13 protein-coding genes are annotated in these 18,663 nt (G+C 46.4%); 4 read left to right on the top strand and 9 right to left on the bottom strand.

Going from position 1 to position 18,663, the window contains the following annotated elements; translation table 11 throughout:
• The first annotated feature begins 85 nt into the window (after window positions 1–85).
• A complete protein-coding gene (locus tag ABUA31_RS10575; RefSeq protein WP_349818601.1) occupies window positions 86–3,538 on the top strand; it encodes a glycoside hydrolase family 2 TIM barrel-domain containing protein in 3,453 nt (1,150 codons plus the stop codon).
• Window positions 3,539–3,675: 137 nt separating this feature from the next.
• On the opposite strand, the gene ABUA31_RS10570 is transcribed toward ABUA31_RS10575, so the two are convergent.
• The 6 genes from ABUA31_RS10570 to ABUA31_RS10545 all read right to left on the bottom strand — a co-directional run bounded on the left by ABUA31_RS10570 (window position 3,676) and on the right by ABUA31_RS10545 (window position 10,862).
• A complete protein-coding gene (locus ABUA31_RS10570; RefSeq protein ID WP_015534583.1) occupies window positions 3,676–4,320 on the bottom strand; it encodes a phosphoribosylanthranilate isomerase in 645 nt (214 codons plus the stop codon).
• Window positions 4,321–4,371: 51 nt separating this feature from the next.
• Window positions 4,372–5,736, bottom strand: a complete 1,365-nt coding sequence (locus ABUA31_RS10565; RefSeq protein WP_117874403.1) for an ATP-binding protein — start codon at window positions 5,734–5,736, stop codon at window positions 4,372–4,374.
• 174 nt (window positions 5,737–5,910) lie between these two features.
• The gene (locus ABUA31_RS10560) at window positions 5,911–6,315 is read right to left on the bottom strand and encodes a GNAT family N-acetyltransferase (protein ID WP_349818602.1); all 405 of its coding nucleotides are present in this window, start codon (window positions 6,313–6,315) and stop codon (window positions 5,911–5,913) included.
• 109 nt (window positions 6,316–6,424) lie between these two features.
• Window positions 6,425–8,689 (bottom strand): 5-methyltetrahydropteroyltriglutamate--homocysteine S-methyltransferase, encoded by a 2,265-nt coding sequence (gene metE, locus ABUA31_RS10555; protein ID WP_349818678.1) that lies wholly within the window; start codon window positions 8,687–8,689, stop codon window positions 6,425–6,427.
• 225 nt (window positions 8,690–8,914) lie between these two features.
• On the bottom strand, window positions 8,915–9,967 hold the full coding sequence (locus ABUA31_RS10550) for a LysR family transcriptional regulator (RefSeq protein WP_349818603.1): 1,053 nt from the start codon (window positions 9,965–9,967) through the stop codon (window positions 8,915–8,917).
• Window positions 9,968–9,971: 4 nt separating this feature from the next.
• Entirely contained in the window at window positions 9,972–10,862 is an 891-nt protein-coding gene (locus ABUA31_RS10545) for a LysR family transcriptional regulator (RefSeq protein ID WP_015534579.1), read from the bottom strand.
• 203 nt (window positions 10,863–11,065) lie between these two features.
• Between ABUA31_RS10545 and ABUA31_RS10540 the strand changes: the two genes are divergently transcribed.
• The 3 genes from ABUA31_RS10540 to ABUA31_RS10530 all read left to right on the top strand — a co-directional run bounded on the left by ABUA31_RS10540 (window position 11,066) and on the right by ABUA31_RS10530 (window position 13,937).
• Window positions 11,066–11,827 (top strand): DUF4866 domain-containing protein, encoded by a 762-nt coding sequence (locus tag ABUA31_RS10540; RefSeq protein ID WP_055147436.1) that lies wholly within the window; start codon window positions 11,066–11,068, stop codon window positions 11,825–11,827.
• Window positions 11,814–13,181 (top strand): threonine/serine exporter family protein, encoded by a 1,368-nt coding sequence (locus ABUA31_RS10535; protein WP_055147433.1) that lies wholly within the window; start codon window positions 11,814–11,816, stop codon window positions 13,179–13,181. Before ABUA31_RS10540 ends, ABUA31_RS10535 begins: the two co-directional genes overlap by 14 nt.
• A gap of 84 nt (window positions 13,182–13,265) precedes the next feature.
• Window positions 13,266–13,937: a YoaK family protein gene (locus tag ABUA31_RS10530; RefSeq protein WP_015534577.1), complete on the top strand. Its 672-nt coding sequence runs from the start codon at window positions 13,266–13,268 to the stop codon at window positions 13,935–13,937.
• 38 nt (window positions 13,938–13,975) lie between these two features.
• On the opposite strand, the gene hydE is transcribed toward ABUA31_RS10530, so the two are convergent.
• From hydE to ABUA31_RS10515, 3 genes are all read right to left on the bottom strand, one after another.
• Entirely contained in the window at window positions 13,976–15,064 is a 1,089-nt protein-coding gene (gene hydE, locus ABUA31_RS10525; RefSeq protein ID WP_055147430.1) for a [FeFe] hydrogenase H-cluster radical SAM maturase HydE, read from the bottom strand.
• Between the two features lie 103 nt (window positions 15,065–15,167).
• The gene (locus tag ABUA31_RS10520; RefSeq protein WP_349818604.1) at window positions 15,168–15,842 is read right to left on the bottom strand and encodes a YkgJ family cysteine cluster protein; all 675 of its coding nucleotides are present in this window, start codon (window positions 15,840–15,842) and stop codon (window positions 15,168–15,170) included.
• Between the two features lie 31 nt (window positions 15,843–15,873).
• A complete protein-coding gene (locus ABUA31_RS10515) occupies window positions 15,874–18,657 on the bottom strand; it encodes an ATP-binding cassette domain-containing protein (protein WP_349818605.1) in 2,784 nt (927 codons plus the stop codon).
• Window positions 18,658–18,663: the final 6 nt, after the last annotated feature.

Here is an 18,663-nt window from a genome sequence, read left to right as displayed (position 1 = left end):
TCATGTGACATTATCTTATAATATATCTAACAAACGACGAATATACAACGTTTTATATATTAAATTAACCACAGGAGGTATTGTTATGATCATTCCGCGTCACTACGAAAATCTGCATATTCTGCATGAGAACACCATGCCGAATAGGAATTACTATATTCCTGCTGGGAAGGCATACAGCACATCCCTTGATGCAAGGGATCTCTCGGACAGAGTACAGTTTCTGAATGGAACCTGGAAGTTCCGCTACTACGACAGCATTTACAAGCTTCAAGACGAATTCTACAGTGAGGGATATGATATATCCGGTTTCGATGATATTCCGGTTCCATCAGTATGGCAGATGCACGGATACGACTATCACCAGTACACCAATGTCAGGTATCCATTTGCATTTGACCCACCTTATGTTCCAAAGGACAACCCATGCGGAGCATATGTGACCGACTTCGACTACGATCAGAACGAGGACGCGCCACTCGCGCACTTGAACTTTGAGGGTGTAGATTCCTGTTTCTATGTATGGCTCAACGGCAGGTATGTTGGCTACAGCCAGGTATCCCACTCAACCAGTGAATTTGACATAACCGAATTCATAAGAAACGGCTCCAACAGGCTCTGCGTGCTGGTTCTCAAATGGTGCGACGGAAGCTATCTTGAGGATCAGGACAAGTTCCGCATGAGCGGTATTTTCAGGGATGTATATATCCTGAAACGCTCTGAGGGTGCTGTATACGACTATTTCATAAAGACCAGCTGTGACGATATAAAGGATCCAACTAAGGCAGATGTAACCATAGACTTCACAGCATTTACAGAATATTCCTGCGTTGAAGACCGTTTTTCATCAAAACCGGAAACAGTGGTTGATAAAGGCGCTGATTCAAATGTTGATATTGAAGTTACTATTCTGGACGCCGATGGCAGCATATGTTCATCAGGCTGTGTAAAATGTGAAATTTCCGCTCAGAGCGATGCCAATACCAATGCAGACGAAGGCAAAACCGTAGCCAGCTCCAGCAGCATTACTTTGTCGATCGACTCCCCTGTGCTGTGGAATGCAGAAAAGCCATACCTCTACACTGTCATCATAAGATGCGCCGGTGAGGTCATCACTGACAGGATAGGAATCAGGGAGATAACGATAGAGAATAAGATCGTGTACATCAACGGCATGCCTATCAAGTTCCACGGAGTGAACAGACACGACTCTGACCCTGTGACCGGTTTTACAATCAGCAGAGAACAGGTCATCAGGGATATGTCTCTCATGAAGCAGCACAATGTCAACGCCATAAGGACCAGCCATTATCCAAATGTTCCTTATTTCTATGAGCTCTGCGACGAATATGGATTCTATGTGATAGACGAGGCTGACATAGAGGCACATGGTCCAAGTGAATTGTTCTATTCTGATAATAATTGGGATAACAAGGCAGCAAGGTGGAATGAGCCGATCGCCAACAATCCTGAATTCTGTGAATCCATTCTTGACCGCATCAGGCGCTGTGTCATCAGGGACAAGAACCGTGCCAGCGTAGTCATCTGGTCCATGGGAAATGAAAGTGCTTACGGCGTGACATTTGAGGAGGCTCTGGCATGGGTCAAGTCCTATGACAGCTACCGTCTCACCCACTACGAGAGTGCCCAGTATACAGACGGCAAGAGAAAATACGATTACAGTAATCTGGATCTCTACAGCAGAATGTATCCATCCATATCCGAGATGGCTGAATATATAGATGGTGATGGCGACAAGCCTTACATCCTGTGTGAATATTGTCATGCCATGGGCAACGGCCCTGGAGATCTGGAGGACTACTTCCAGTTCTTCGACAGCCATGAGACCACCTGTGGCGGTTTTGTATGGGAGTGGTGCGACCACGCCATATACAGGGGCAAAGCGGCAAACGGCAAGGATATGTACGCCTATGGTGGAGACAGCGGTGAGACTATCCACGACGGCAACTTCTGTATGGACGGTCTGGTGTATCCGGACCGCAGACCACACACAGGACTTCTTGAATTCAAGAACATCAACCGCCCGGTAAGGATCACTGGATATGATGAGACAAATGGAGTTTTGACTCTGCACAACTACATGGATTTCACTGACATCAAGGACTACCTCACAATGAGCTACGAGGTTATGCGAGATGGTCAGGTTGCCGCATCCGGGGATATCGACACGCCTTCCATAGCTCCTCACAGTGTCGGAACTATCCGCCTGAGCCCTGTTACAAATATACAGAAATCATTGTCAGACTTATATGCAGCAAGTCATGCTGACATTTCTGGCAGCTCAGATGTTACTGATCGTTCAAGTGTTGTTGAATGTTCAGATGTCGCCGATTGCACAAAAGATATTATTACACACAGAATGTTTCTCCGTGTGATATATAAGGCAGCTTGTGACAGTGCATTCGTAAAGAAAGGTGATGTGTTGGGATTTGACGAGATAGAACTTGCCACACAAAAACAGAACGCAGACAAGGTCCTGGATAAAGCATCGTCTTTGGACAAGGCGCAGAATTTGGCGGAACAATATCTGACTACTCAGGATACAGCTTCTGCCCATCTTCATGTATCGGAAAGCGACACAGAATTTGTTGTCAGCGGAAGTAATTTTGAATATATATTTGACAGGAACACAGGAAACTTTACGGACATTGTGGTTGATGGTCAGGAACTTCTATCTGCACCATGCGACAAGACTATCTGGCGCGCACCTACGGACAATGACAGAAATATAAAGAACGAGTGGTTAAGAGCCCACTATGACATGATATCCGAGAGGACATATGAGACTGGCTGCATTATAAAAGATGGATGTGCCGTGATATCGTGCACGTCAAGCCTCTCAGCACCAACGGTACAGCCTGTTCTGAGGATAAACGCTGAATGGATAATAACACCTGAAGGAACTATAAAATCAAAAATGCATGTAAAGAAAAATGCTGAATTCCCTACGCTCCCAAGATTTGGCGTGAGGATGATTTTGAGAGAAGATATGCGAAATGTAAATTATATCGGTATGGGTCCATATGAAAGCTACGCAGATAAGCACCATGCAAGCTGGCATGGCTCATTTTCTGCATCCATTGACGAGATGCACGAGGACTATATCATGCCACAGGAAAATGGAAGCCACTTTGACTGTAGCCTTGTTCAGGTCAGTGCCCCTGGAGCAAGCGACGAGTCTGACAGGAATAGCTCCGACAAAAATAACTTTGTCAACGGTTCATCATATCAGAGCATTTGCAATGCGCAGACAGCCGAAACGATCGCAGCTACAACAGCCCACAGCATAACCGTGACATCCGCTGTGCCATTTTCAATGAACGCCTCGCCTTACACCGCAGAGGAACTCACAGTGGCAACCCACAACTACGAGCTGCCAGAGAGTGACAAGTCCGTCCTGTGCATAGACTATCGCCAGAACGGAATCGGCTCCAACAGCTGCGGCCCCGAGCTTGATGAGAAATACAGATTTGACGAGGATGAGTGGGAATTTGGATTTACCATGCACGTGAAATAGATACAAAATTATCGCTAAATTAAGTTTATCTCATGAAAAAGGACAAAGTCTCCAAACTTTGTCCTTTTTTCCGCTTATATGAGTATTTAGATACAATTTTGTATCTTTTTCACCATTTTGACTGTGATTAGCGAGAATCAATTATCAGATTTACCCGAAATCTGCCAAGCAGCGGTATTCCTCTTCATCCGGCGCATCTTCTCCGGATCCTTGCCCGATTTTTGGACGCCACCTACCACATCGTACTCTATGCCAGATGACACATCGACTACGTCAGGATGCACCTGCTCTATCGCCCGCCGCACATTGTCCGGCGTGAGACCTCCGGCAAGCACAAACAGCCTTCCATCTCTGTCGATATCCGTCAAACTGTTCCAGTCAAATGTCTTGCCACTTCCAGGTTCACCGGCATCGAACACATAACCTGCAACATTCGAAAGGCTTTGATAATGTGGGTACATATCCATATCCTTCACATTGAACGCCTTCCACACAGGCAAATGCGCACTCTCTATAAGCTCATCGCTGGTCTGTCCATGAATCTGTATCACATCAAATCCCAGCTCACCTATCTCCGCTATCTGCTCCGCATCCGGGGATACCACCACTGCAACCTTCTTCACATCTTTCCTCAGTTCTTCAAGCAACCTGCGCGCAGTCTCCACGCTGACATTTCTCTTTGACTTTGGGAAATACATCACCATTCCTATATAATCAGGTCTCACCTCATTCACCGCGGCCACATCGGCCGGGGTCGTGATTCCGCACATCTTTATCTTCATGCTGTCTCTCCTATTTTTTAACATCGGCTCGCCAACAGGCGAAAACTGATGCTACATATCCTTATCGAACGTCAACCCTGATAGGTCAAGTTTATATATCGTGTCAGCCATCTTTTCGTTTTCCAGAAACATCATCATATATATTGGCAAATATACTTTTTTGCCGCTGACCTCTACGTTTCTCTCCGAAAAAACATATGCATATTCTATTCCGTAATTTTCATCAGCCAAGACATTGCACAGCGCAGAGTGTCGTTTGTAATCCTTACCCGATTTTATCTCCAGTGGAACTACTTTACCATTCAGTTCTATTACAAAATCAAGCTCACCCTGCTTTTTGCTGTTAAAATAATATTCTTTATGACCTTTGCTGAGTAGTTCCTGGGAAACCACATTTTCAAATAGCGCACCATTGTTTATAGATTTTTCTTTATTCAGTATCGCCATTTTCACCTGATCCGAATACCTACTTGTCAGCAGCCCTACATCGGAGAAAAATAGTTTAAAGAGATTCCTATTCTCACTGATCACAAGCGGAAGTTTCGGCTCACTTATATTGTAGACCGGTATCGCAACCCCAGCATCCTTAAGCCACAGAAAATCATTTGCAACCCTATCATAACTGAGGCCTTTACCTATACTATTGATCTGGAATCGTTTATTTTTCTGATCAAGCTGTCCCGGCATAGCATCATATATCTCCTGCAGTTTCAGCTTGTATCTTGTCTCATACTTTGTAAAATCACTCTTGTACAATCTAACTATCTTTTCATGTACCTCCGCTACCTTCGCAAGATCATTTGTCTCCACATAGGTATTGACCGCCTCCGGCATTCCGCCCACGATAAGATACAGATTAAATACATCAAGCATTTTTTCATGTACAAACGAATCAACAGGCAGCCTCTGCGTAAAGCATTCCTTCATTGTGTCGATCACATTCTGATTCACACCAACAGAAACCATAAATTCGCACAGATCCATCGGATACATATCGTATACTCGCAGATATCCAACCGGTGCAGATCTGAGATCATTCAGCTCTACGCCCAAAAGCGAACCGCTCATGATATACCTGTAGCTTCCATCTTCCACCAGGAACTTCACTCTTGTCACTATATCTTTAAACTCCTGCACCTCATCCAGAAATATGATCGTACGGCCTTTCTCAAGAGGCTGTTTTGTCACCAGGCTAAGTCTCATAAGCAGATCCTTTGCATCTCTGGCACCGTCAAACAATGTTACAAGCTCCGGCTGGTCAATAAAATTTAATTCCACATATGGCACTCCACTTTCCCTGAGGCATTCTTTTATAAGATATGTCTTACCGATCTGTCTTGCTCCAGTTATGAGCAAAGCATCCCTGCCGCTCTGAATCCATGAATCTATATAATTTTTTGCCGATCTTTCCAGCATAAAATCACCCCACACACTGCATTTGCAACTTTTCTATCCTTATGATATCAATTTTTTGCAACTTTTCCAACCTTTTCGCGGTGATTTTTGCAACTTTTCCAACCTTTTTTCGGCAGATTATGCAACTTTGCGAGCTTTAGTAACAATTTTCTTTTATTTTACGGCGGGTCCTCCTTATGAAAATATCTGTCCGGGCAGTGTCTTTTTCTCTTTATATAGAAACTGCCTGTCGAATTCTTCCACAGCCTTTTCGTCCACGAAATATCCTTCTGGCGGAGCGTACTCACCCGTGACTCCATCAAGATATCCGGAAATCAGCTCCTTGCAGAGGAAAAACGATGCATCCTCCCCCTCATCAAGTCCATGATAGCGAATGCCAAACTCGCTTGCCGGTCTGAATCCGCTTTTGCCATAGAAATCAATATTCCCCTCAAAGCATAGTGCACCGCAGCCAAGTCCTGCAGCCTTCTGCAACGAATAATCCAGTTCCGGGACAAATGCACTGTCATTTCTCAGCTGATTGAGCACATAGTGTTCCAGGCAGCCGGGACGATACACATTCCAGAAACTGTCCCGCACCAGATTCTCGACTTCCCGGTATTCATCCTCTTTCTCCAGCCGTATAACCAGATCATCATTATGACTTACTTGCGTAATATTTATGTGAATTTGTCAAGCATTTTATATATTATTTTCTTACCTGTCTGGCAGCCTCAACCATATTTCTGAGGCTGGCGTCAGTCTCAGGCACACCTCTGGTCTTAAGACCGCAGTCCGGATTGATCCAGAGCTTATCCCTGCCTATCTTCGTGAGCATGACATTTACCGCCTTCACGATCTCTGCCACCGACGGAACTCTTGGAGAGTGAATATCATATACGCCAGGTCCCACCTCTGTCTCAAAGTTGTTCTCCCTGAGAGAATCCAGGATCTGCAGATCGGATCTTGACGCCTCAAATGTGATCACATCCGCGTCCATATCATCTATGGCAGGTATGATATCCGTAAATTCACTGTAGCACATATGTGTGTGTATCTGTGTCTCAGCCTTCACACCGCTGTGTGTCAGACGGAATGCAGGTATCGCAAAATCAAGGTACTCCGTATACCAATCAGATTTTCTGAGTGGAAGCTTTTCTCTGAGTGCAGCCTCATCTATCTGTATCATCTTTATTCCATGCGCCTCCAGATCCAGCACCTCATCTCTGATCGCAAGCGCTATCTGTGATATAGATTCCTTGATTGATATATCCTCCCTTGGGAATGACCAGTTGAGTATCGTCACCGGACCGGTCAACATTCCCTTCATGATCTTGTCTGTGAGCGACTGCGCATATACAGACCAATCAACCGTGATCGGCTTTTTGCGGTATACGTCACCCCATATCACAGGCGGCTTTACGCATCTCGTTCCATATGACTGTACCCATGCTTTCTCAGTGAACAGGAATCCGCCAAGTGCCTCACCGAAATATTCAACCATGTCATTTCGTTCATACTCGCCATGCACTAGCACATCCAGTCCGATGTCCTCCTGCCACTTTACACATTCCTTTATCTTTCCCTTTACAAAGTCCACATATTCCTGCTCAGATATCTCTCCCTTTCTGAGCTGTGCTCTCTGTGACTTCACATCCTTAGTCTGTGGGAATGAACCTATAGTGGTTGTCGGAAGCTCAGGAAACCCAAATTCCTTCTTCTGAAGTGCCTGCCTCTCGCTTCTCTTCGGAAGTCTTGCATAATCTGCCTCAGTCACTGCCGCAAGCCTCTGTCTCACCTCGTCGCTGTTGCAGTCTCTTGTTCCCGCAAATAACTCCTGATTCTTGTGGTATGCCTCAAGCTCTGTATAGTTATAACTCTCGGCAAGTGCCGCAAGCTCCGAGAGTTCAATAAGTTTCTCCTCTGCAAATGCAAAGAACCTCAGATAGTCCTGTGATAGCTTCGTCTCTTGCTTAAGTGTGTATGGCACATGAAGCAGTGAGCATGATGTAGACAGAACCACATCTATCTTCTTATCGCGGAGCTGCCCTACTACATTGAGAGTCTTGTCGTAATGATTTCTCCATATATTTTTGCCATTTACCAGGCCGGCAAAAAGTACCTTATCCCCAGGGAAGCCGTATCTGTCTATAAGCTGACCGGTCTGTTTGCCCTCTATAAAATCAAGGCCTATTCCGGCAAATGGCATATTTATGATATCTTCATACACATCCCTCACATCACCGAAGTATGTCTGGAGAAGTATCTTACAGTCTGCACGATCTGCAAATACCCTGTCATACACCCTGTGGAAAAGTGCCTTATCATCGTCATCCATATCTCTCACCAATGATGGTTCATCAAATTGCAGCCACTCCACATTCTCTTCATCGCACTCGGCGATGAGCTGTCTGTAAGCCTCTGCCACATCATCAGCAAAGTCTTCTGCATTCTTTGATCCCACATATCTGCAGAGCTTAAGCATTGTGTACGGTCCTATAACCACAGGCTTTGTCTTGATCCCCAGCTCCTTGGCCTCCTCGTATTCACCTGTAAGTTTCTCGCAGTCAAGGCTTATCACTGTGTCATCCTCTATCTCAGGAACTATGTAATGATAGTTTGTGTTAAACCACTTCTTCATCGCAAGAGCCTTCACATCCCCGGATTCTCCCTGATACCCCCTTGCCATGGCAAAGTACGTGTCAAGCTTTGAGACATTTAGCTCTCTGTATCTCTTTGGCACAATTCCGAGAAGAACTGCTGTATCAAGCACTATATCGTAAAATGAAAAGTCGTTGCATGGAATAAAGCCTATCCCTGCTGCCACCTGTGTCATCCAGTGTCTGTGTCTGAGATCCGCTGCAATTCCTGTAAGCTCCTGCGCCGTTATCTCATGTCTGAAATATTTTTCAGATGCAAATTTTAACTCTCTTAATGTTCCCACCCTTGGAAATCCTATAACCGATGTCTTCATCATATCCTCCTGTAATTTCATGCGTCTGCTCCACAAATTTTCGTAAGGAGGACCCGCTTGCGGGAGATTCCTTGCGAAGTACGCAGACGCCGTGCGAAGCGCCTTTCATGCGTCTGCTCCACATTATATAAAGACATCCCTCACTTGTATAATACATAAAAATATAGCGTGGATATAGTTTTACGTTATATCCGCGCTATATTTATATCTTGTATTCTATGTCAGCTATGTGGCTTTAACCCTTCTCATATGTTCCACAGCCTTCTCCGTCACATCTCCACAGGCAGGCTCTCCGTCATCCCTCATCTCGTTGAAGCGTCCCCTGTGCTGGAGCTTTCTCTGAGGAATTTTTACTGAATCTTCCGGCTCGTCACTGCCAGCCGTGAGATAATTTGCCAACGCACCGAGATAGGTGTTTCCAAGTCTGCTGAGGATCGCCTTCCTGTGGACGATATACCCTATCCTCATATCGCTCTCATCCGCAAGTGGCACCGATATAATGTCCTTGCCGTTCAGCTTTTCATCTATGACACCGCTGCACACAGTATATCCATTCAGACCTATCAGCAGATTGAACAGTGTCGCTCTATCCCTGACTCTTATATTCTTCTTTCGCTCCGTCGTAGAGAATATTTCCTCCGAGAAGTAAAAAGAGTTGTGCTCTCCCTGCTCAAATGACAGATATGGATACGCCTCCAGCTCTTCATTTGTTATGATATCGTTCTTCGCCAGTGGATGCTTTCTGCTTATGAACACGTGAGGCTTTGCCACGAACAGCTCATGAAATTCCAGGTCATTTGCTCTGAGGATCTTGTTCAGCACCTTCTCATTGAAGTCATTCATGAACAATATTCCGATCTCGCTTCTCATCCTGGCAACATCATCTATGATCTCATAGGTCTGTGTCTCCCTTATGCTGAAATCATATTCGTCCTGTCCATACCTCTTTATCAGGTCAACAAATGCATTTACCGCAAATGAATAATGCTGGGTGGACACGCAGAAGCTCTTCTTGCCGCCATCGTCCCCCTTGTATTTGTCCTCAAGGACCTTCGCCTGCTCAAGCACCTGTCTCGCATAGCCGAGGAAGACCTCGCCCTCTATGGACGGACTTATTCCCTTATTTGACCTGTTGAATATATTTATCCCCATCTCTTTTTCCAGCTCATGGATGGCATTTGTCAGGCTTGGCTGGGATATATACAGCCGGTTCGCTGCCTCGGTGATCGTGCCCGTATCCGCAACCATCACCACATATCTAAGCTGCTGAAGTGTCATATTCTCACCTGCTTTCTACTATTATTTTCTTGAACTGCTTTGCTGCCTCATTCAGCGGGTGCAGGCAGTCATACACAAGACATACATTCCTGTCCGGAAGCTTTTCCTCAAGTGAAAGTTTTACAACCTCTTTGTTCTTTACTGCCTCCCTCGCCATCAGTTCCGGTATAAATGCAAGTCCAAGCTCACACTTCACAAGTGGCAGTATCTGATCCGTGGTGGCCGCCTCCGTGTCCGGCGCAAGCTCCACGCCATGCTCCCTGAATATTCTGTCGTAGAATCTGAATGTCATAGTCTCCCTGCCCAGACAGATCATAGGATAGTTCCTCATCTCCGCAATGGACAGTTTTTGCTTTTTAAGTGAAGAAAATGTCGTTCCGCCGATAAGTATCTCACGATATGACTGCAGCACGATCTTCTTGAGAGGAGCCTCCACATCAGCCGGAGTTGTAACTACTGCAAAGTCTATACTTCCATTCTTCACTTCATCCACAGCCTGAGGTGTAGAATGGTTGTATATCTTGAGATTTATACCCGGATACGCCATGTGAAATGCCCGCAGTCTGTCCAGCAGATATATATTTAACGCCGTCTCACTGACACCTATCGTTATACTTCCGTGAGTGAGATTCTCACCATCTGCCAGCTCATCCTCCGCCGTCAGAAGCTGTGACATTGCAGCCTCCACATATGAATAGAGCTGTTCCCCGTCTCTTGTGAGCTGTACACCCCTGTTTGTCCTGACAAATAGTATCCTTCCAAGCTGCTGCTCCAGGCAGTTCATCGCCCTGGTCACATTTGGCTGACTGTTTCCAAGAACCTTTGCGGCTTTGGTAAAGTTATGATATCTCGCAACATAATAAAATATCTTATAATACTCGAAATTAACGTTCATAATCTATTGTTAGCCACAGACTATATTACATGTCTGCTATACTCCCTTTCTTAAAATTATTTTCCATGCAGCATCCCCAACATATCATTTTATTATCGCTGCCATATCAATTATGATTTTCACTTATTGCTACTCCAATAGTATAATCTAACCAGATTTAAATGACAAGACAGCATTTATCATATGAAAGGATGCGCATATCTATGGAAGGAAAGACCATTTTCCCAAGGGAAGAAAAATCAGAAATATTATTTGAAAAGATCCTCAGGGATCCCTGGGCATGTGAAAAGCTCATGGACACATTCTGTAATTACCTGTTCTGCAATGATGACTTCGACTGCAATCTTTCACCGGAAGAATTTACAAAATCACTGCTCTCAGCTTATCTGGACAGAGATATGTCGGCATTCCTCATGTCCATCTGCAACAATACAATGTTCGATCTGCTAAGAAATTCCTACCTCATCCCATATCGCTTCAACGCCGATGGCAAGACCAATCCTGTCATCATGACCGGTGAGCACGGCGAACTTCTGCCTGAATTCAGAAACTCTGTAAGAGAAAAGGATTATCAGCACTTTCACGATATATACACACATATGACACACAACGAGAATATGTATCTTGCAAAGGCGTACAGATACAGCCATGAATACACTTCTGACAACATGGAAGTCGGGCAGAAGATCCTTGAAGAGTGCACCGGAGTCCTGCTCATCAGGGAGCTGCCGGACACGGTAAAGCTCAAGGAGACCGAAGCTGAGGCATACTGTGCTGTGTGGGATATCATGGTTGAACTGGAGAAGAATCTTCCCATGGCATTTGTATTCTACGGTCAGGATACTTTGGGCAAACAAGGCATGCGATATGACGAGCTTGGAATATTCCTGCCGGATTCACTGCTCATGAAGAATCTGGAAAGACACGTTGCGAAAGCCGAGGCGATCATATATGCGGAAAAGTAAGAATGCAAAAAACGCAAATGCAGAATCGTACATAGACATTATGGAGAAAAATCACATGGAGATCCCATGGCATGACTACGCCAGTGCCGACAGCAATGTACTCATATGCAAGGCAGGTCTGATTGAAAAGGCTTCTGTCATAGGCAGAGTCGGTCTTATCATGCTCTCATGCGGAACAGGTGCATGGCGTGTCCGTACTTCCATGAACAGGCTTTCCAAGGAACTGGGCGTCACATGTACCGTCGATGTCGGACTCATGTCCATAGAATTCAACTGTTTTGACGGTCACGACTGTGTATCACAGTCCCTGTGCATCGCCAATACAGGCGTGAACACCTCAAAACTCTACAGAATGGAGCAGTTTGTTGACAATTTTCCAAATGAAGAGGCGCATCTGACCGGTGAGGAAATCCATCAGAGACTTGATGAGATAGAAAAAATACATACCTTGTACTCTCCTCTCCGTCTCGGACTTGCCTCTGCCCTCGCTTGCTGTGCCTTCACATTTCTTCTAGGCGGCGGGCCTGTAGAAATGATGCTGGCATTTGTCGCAGCTGGAATTGGAAACCTCATAAGGACAAAGCTTATCAAACACCATTTTACTTTATATATGAACATAGCGGTATCCGTGTCAGCCGCTTGTCTTGTGTACGCACTGCTGCTAAAGGCCGCTGAACTGGCATTCCATATACCCGCCTTCCACGAAGCCGGATATATCTGCTCAATGCTGTTCATCATACCGGGTTTTCCATTCATCACCAGCGGCATAGACCTTTCAAAGCTGGATCTGAGATCAGGACTTGAGAGGCTTACATACTCGATCATCATTGTGCTTGTGGCAACGATGTTCGCATGGATCATGGCGCTTCTGCTGAAGCTTCACCCACAGGATTTTGTAGCACTCGACATAACACCAGGACTTCATCTGGTATTCAGATTGATTGCCAGCTTCTGTGGTGTGTTCGGATTCTCCATCATGTTCAACAGCTCCATACACATGGCCGCCACAGCCGCTGCCATCGGTGCCATAGCCAACACTCTCCGTCTTGAACTGGTAGATCTTGCCGGCATTCCTGCAGCTGCCGCCGCATTTGCCGGAGCCCTCACAGCCGGACTGCTCGCTTCATTCATCAAAAGCACCAATGGTTATCCGCGAATCTCACTGACAGTCCCATCTATAGTCATCATGGTTCCAGGACTTTATCTTTACCGGGCAATATACAACTTTGGAATCATGTCACTTTCCGATGCCGTGTCCTGGTTTGCAGCTGCCATCATGATCATCATAGCCCTGCCACTTGGACTGATATTTGCAAGGATCCTGACGGACAAAACCTTCAGGTACTGCACCTGATCCCCAAATGGGGACAGGCACCTCCGTCCCCCAGATGGGATCAGCGCCTGAATGTCAAATCTACAACCAAGGAGTATATGAACCATGAAGTTTTATCCACATAGACAAATGTCAGAATCTTTCATCACCGCGGCCTTCCTGTCAGTATCAGGAGGCCTGCAGGATGCATATACCTATATATTCAGAGGAAAGGTATTTGCAAATGCACAGACAGGCAACATAGTTCTTCTCGGTCAGAATCTTGTAGACCGAAACTGGAGAATGTGTGTACACTATGCCGTTCCTCTATTATTTTTTGCGCTTGGAATTGCTGCTGCCGAGTGTATAAAACAGAAATTTCAGAATATGCAGCAGTTTCACTGGAGACAGATCGTTGTATTGTGTGAGATTTTTCTGCTTCTTATCGTGGGATTTCTTCCCATAAAACTCAATCTTCTCGCAAATGCCATGGTTTCATTTTCATGTGCCATGCAGGTTCAGGCATTCAGGAAGGTCAACGGCTACGCATTTGCCAGCACCATGTGCATTGGAAATATCCGAAGCGGCACAGATGCCCTGTGTGCATACTTCAGAACAAAGGACAGGAACACACTGTTCAAATCCCTATGCTACTGGGCGATCATCCTGCTATTCGGAATCGGTGCCGCTGTGGGCGGTCACTTCATCCGTATATTTGATATGAGGACCATCTGGTTCTCCTGCTGTCTGCTGTTCGTGAGCTTTCTGTTCATGTTCATCAAGGAAGAGAGAGAGTAAAAATGAGCTTACGCGAGTCCTCAAGGAGCAGACGCAGATCAGTAGTCTCCTCTATCGACAACAATCTGGAATCCGAACGCCTCTGCGCGCCTGTCAAGGCAGCCGCGGCACTGAGCTGATTCCTCCCCCGTGCATATCTTGTTGTCGTAGAGCTCGTATTTCTTTCGGACAGACACAGGAGACAGATTCGGCATGACCACATTCGCACCGTGCATAAACCCACGCTCCCTGCCATCCGCCGCTATCGTTCCGAGAGATGTGGTGGATGGTATGAGTGCCTTCGGGAACATCAGTCTCAGCAGGCTTATCATCACCAACGTCTGCCTGACCGTTCCCTGCTTCATCTTCGCAAATGGCGTCTCCTTGTGAGGAACATACGGCCCGATTCCTATCATCTGTGGTTGCAGCTTCGCAAGGAAATGCAGATCCTCGGCCAGATTCACCGGCGTCTGATACGGCGATCCCACCATGAATCCGCTTCCCACCTGATACCCAAGACTTTTAAGATTATACAGACATCTGACTCTGTTGTCATAGCTCATCGAATCCGGGTGTAATCTTTCATAATGCACCCTGTCCGCGGTCTCATGTCTCAGAAGATATCTGTCCGCCCCGGCCATCCGCCACAGCCTGTAAGTCTCATATGGATGCTCGCCAAATGACAGCGTGACAGCACAGTCCGGATATCTCTCCTTGATGCACCTCACTATGTCAGCTATAGCCTCATCCGAAAAGCCTCCGTCCTCGCCTCCCTGAAGCACAAATGTGCGAAATCCCAGCACATATCCCTCATCGGCACAAGCCAGAATCTGATCCATTGTCAGACGATATCTGTCCACATGGCTGTTGCTCTTCCTGATACCGCAGTAGTAGCAATCATTCTTGCAAATGTTCGTAAACTCGATAAGTCCTCTTATATATATCCTGTTGCCAAAACTCTGATGAGCCAGATCGTAAGCCTTCCTTCTGAGATACTCAAAGTCAGAGAGATCATCCTGAGAGCTCTGAGGGTTCTCTGAATCCGACAAAATTCTTATAGCTTCACCCAGCTCATTGACTCCCGGCAGTTCACCTCTGCCCTGTCCATATTCAAATGTCTTATCTATGATATCTCTAACTTTTCCCATATAAACTCTATACCCTGTTTTTACATTTATAACTCTGTATGATCAAGTGACTTCCGATACAAGGTAAACAAAGTTACATCCAGATACTCCATTCCATCCCTTTCTACTCCGTCATACACAGCAGACTCCTAATATGCGCAAGCCTGGCATCAAACTGCTCATAGAAATCTGCCTTTTCATCATACATTCCCACATACATAACCTGCAGCACCAGCATGGTCTGATTTCTCGCTGTCTCATCCTCGCCGGCGCGCATATATTCGATCAGGTTTCTCTGCATGTCCTTCTGGAACTTGTGCCAGTCATTTATATATTTCGTGTACCGCGGCAAGTCCTCTGTGTCTATCCATTTCGACACCTTGACCTTAGTCCTGCCCGCGCGCTCACACTCATGTATCTGCAGGATGTATCTGAATCCGTCATCGGTGTAATATCTGCCAAGTGGAAAGAGTCTGCAAAATCCCGGTCTCGCGCTATGGATGCTGCATCTGCCCTCATCGTTTAAGAATGGGCACTTATCCGCCGTCATCCTTATATTCGGAAGCACCAGACCATCCACCACATTGACCTCAAGCTCCTTTTCAAGCAGCTGCGTAAAGTTCTTGCCGGTCTCCTTACAAAGTCTCATCACGTCCAGTGGATCAAGGATGATGGAACTCCCCATCCCTGTGCAGCAGGCATGGCACCCCTTGCACTCATCGCAGTACGCCTTCACCATATCATTTGCATCGTATAATCTTCCATCTGAGATATCTTCCAGTTTCTCATTTCTTATCATAGCAGTAATCCTCAATCATTTTATTATTTGTCTACAGAACACCATACTTGATCCGCACCCTGTCAAGCTTCTCAAGAAATGGTCTTGCCAACAGCCACAGGAATATCACCGTTGCAGTTCCATGCACCACGTCAAATGGGAATCCCGTCACATATGACGCTATGATCATGCTCCTGTTCACAGCCGGCTGCCAGATTATCACCGACGCCGGATTCATTATTCCGCCGTATATCAGGATACAGATAAGTGCACCGAATATGCACAGTCCAAGCTTTGTCGTGTTCTTTGTCCGCACTCCGCTTTTGGAGAAGAAGAGTCCCGCCATGAACCCCACCAGTCCCATGGCAAACATCTGCCACGGAGTCCACGGGCCCTGCCCCATCAGAAAATTAGACACGAACATGGACATTGCGCCGACCACAAATCCTCCTTCGCAGCCAAATGCCACTCCAGATATGATCACTATGGCCATGGTCGGGCTGAAGTTCGGGAGCATGAAGAATGCCGCCCTGCCCGTGACGGCCAGAGCACACATAACCGCCAATATGACTATATCCCTTACCTTGGGCTTTCTTCCCTCAAATGATACGAAGAACGGGATCATTGCCTCTATTATAATCAGCAGAGATATAAAATAATATTTTTTGTCTCCAAGTCTCTCGCATCCAAACCATATCGTAAGTGGAATCACAACGAGCATAGCCACTATACTTAATATCGTTCTCCTGACGGATCTGTGACCGGCAGCTTCCATGACGATATCCTCGTTCTTCTTTTTGGTGACAGGTCTTATAGCAAGGAGCAGCCCCGCTATGGCACATATCATCACTCCATACATAGCCAGATATTTCCATCCCTTTGACGTGATGGTCATCCCTCTCTGCACAAGATCTGCCAGATTGGACTGGGCCATGGTCTGCCAAAAGCAGAATATGATGATCACCGACGTGACAGATATCGTGAGTATCTGCCACCATTTCAGGGGATCAGCTTCGCGCTCCTTCGTCAAAGTTATGTCCTTTATTATAGCATCATCGTCGATCCTGTTTCCGTCTCCACATACCGTCCTCGACTCCCTGACTCCATATGCCTTCAATATATCAAAAACAGTAACAGCACCATGAAGTATCCCCTGGGAGATCCTTGCCGCCGCAGTGGTGAAGAAATTATTGCCGGCCAGATATTCCTGTACACCATTCACTGTGGCAAGCTCGCCATCGAACAGCAGCGCTATGCGGTCTCCCGCCACAGCGCAGAATTCCACATCATGGCTCACCACCACTATGGTCTTGCCATGTCGCTGCAGATCTCTGAGCATACTCTTGAGTTCTGCCTTAAACCCATTATCAAGCCCCTTTGTCGGCTCATCCATGAGCAGAATATCAGGATCATACAGAAGTACCTTTGCAAGTGCCAGCCTCTGCTTCTCTCCTCCTGACAGATCGTAAGGATGTCTGTCCATCAAATGCTCCAACTTACAGAACCTCACTATGTCCACCAACTTTTTTCTGTCACTTGCGTCCACCAGTTCTTCCCGTACAGAACGTCTTGTGAAAAGAAGCTCCGGGTTCTGTGGGAGCATGCCCACACTTTTACCCTGTTTTATCTTTATTCTTCCACGGTACGGCTTATTTACCCCCGCTATCAGGGAGAGCAACGTCGACTTGCCGCATCCGTTGCTTCCATTTATCATAAGTATCTCATTATCGTATATGTCAAGATCCAGACCGCGAAGTACTTCCTGCGAACCCTTGTCGTATCTGAAGTGAACCTCATCTATCCTGACTGCCCAGGACTTGTCCTGACGATTCGCAATTTTTCTTGTAGTTTCTCCAGCACCATGATCAGTTTTCTGACCATCTGCCTCCCTGGCATCTCCTTCATCCACCAACACATACCCAGGCGCAACCTCATGCCCCGATTCCCTGTACTTACTGTCAAACTGTGACAACCAGTTTCGCCCCTCCGCTACGGTCACCGGAGATTCATCCGAGCCATCAAGCCCCAGATACACCTGGACAGCCGCCGGCATGGAGAGATACAATCCATTTCTGTTTATACCTTTTTCCTTTAACCTCTGTCCTTCATTTTTCAGGGTGGCAGCTACCTCCTTGACAGTTCCTTGACACAGCACTGTGCCTTCATCCATGACCACCGCTCTGCTGCACAACGGAAGCACCTCCTCCAGCCTATGCTCAGTCATGATGATGGTCGTGCCAAGCTCCCTGTTGATTCTCACAAGACATGCTATGAATTCATTCGCAGCTATCGGATCGAGCTGGCTGGTTGGTTCATCCAGTATCAGCACCTCCGGAGACAGAGCCATGACCGACGCAAGATTCACCATCTGCTTCTGTCCGCCAGACAGCTCTGCGACACGCCTGTGGAATATCCCGGATAACCCGAAGAATGAACACATCTCCGCAACGCGTCGTCTGATATATCCATTATCGTATCCCAGACTCTCCAATCCAAATGCCAGCTCATGCCACACTTTATCAGTGACAAGCTGTGCATCGACATCCTGCTGTACAAATCCGATCTGCCTTGCTGATGTCCGGTCATCCATCTCCTCCAGGCTTCTTCCTTTGAACTCTATCTTCCCGGACGATCTTCCGTGAGGAGCGATACTTGTCTTCAACTGCCTAAGAAGTGTGGTCTTTCCACATCCGGAACTTCCCAATATGACCACGAATTCCCCCTGTCCCACTGATAGTGTCACATTTTTCAACGCATCAGGCAAATATCTCTCGCCCGAATCATCATTGCTATCGGGATATGCAAATGTCAGTTCTTTTATATCTAATATATTCACCGCTTC

Origin of the sequence: Coprococcus sp. RTP31081st1_H1_RTP31081_211007 (genome assembly GCF_040227275.1) — a bacterium.
In the GTDB taxonomy this organism is placed as follows: Bacteria; Bacillota; Clostridia; order Lachnospirales; family Lachnospiraceae; genus Coprococcus; species Coprococcus aceti.
This window is presented reverse-complemented; position numbering and strand designations above follow the sequence as displayed.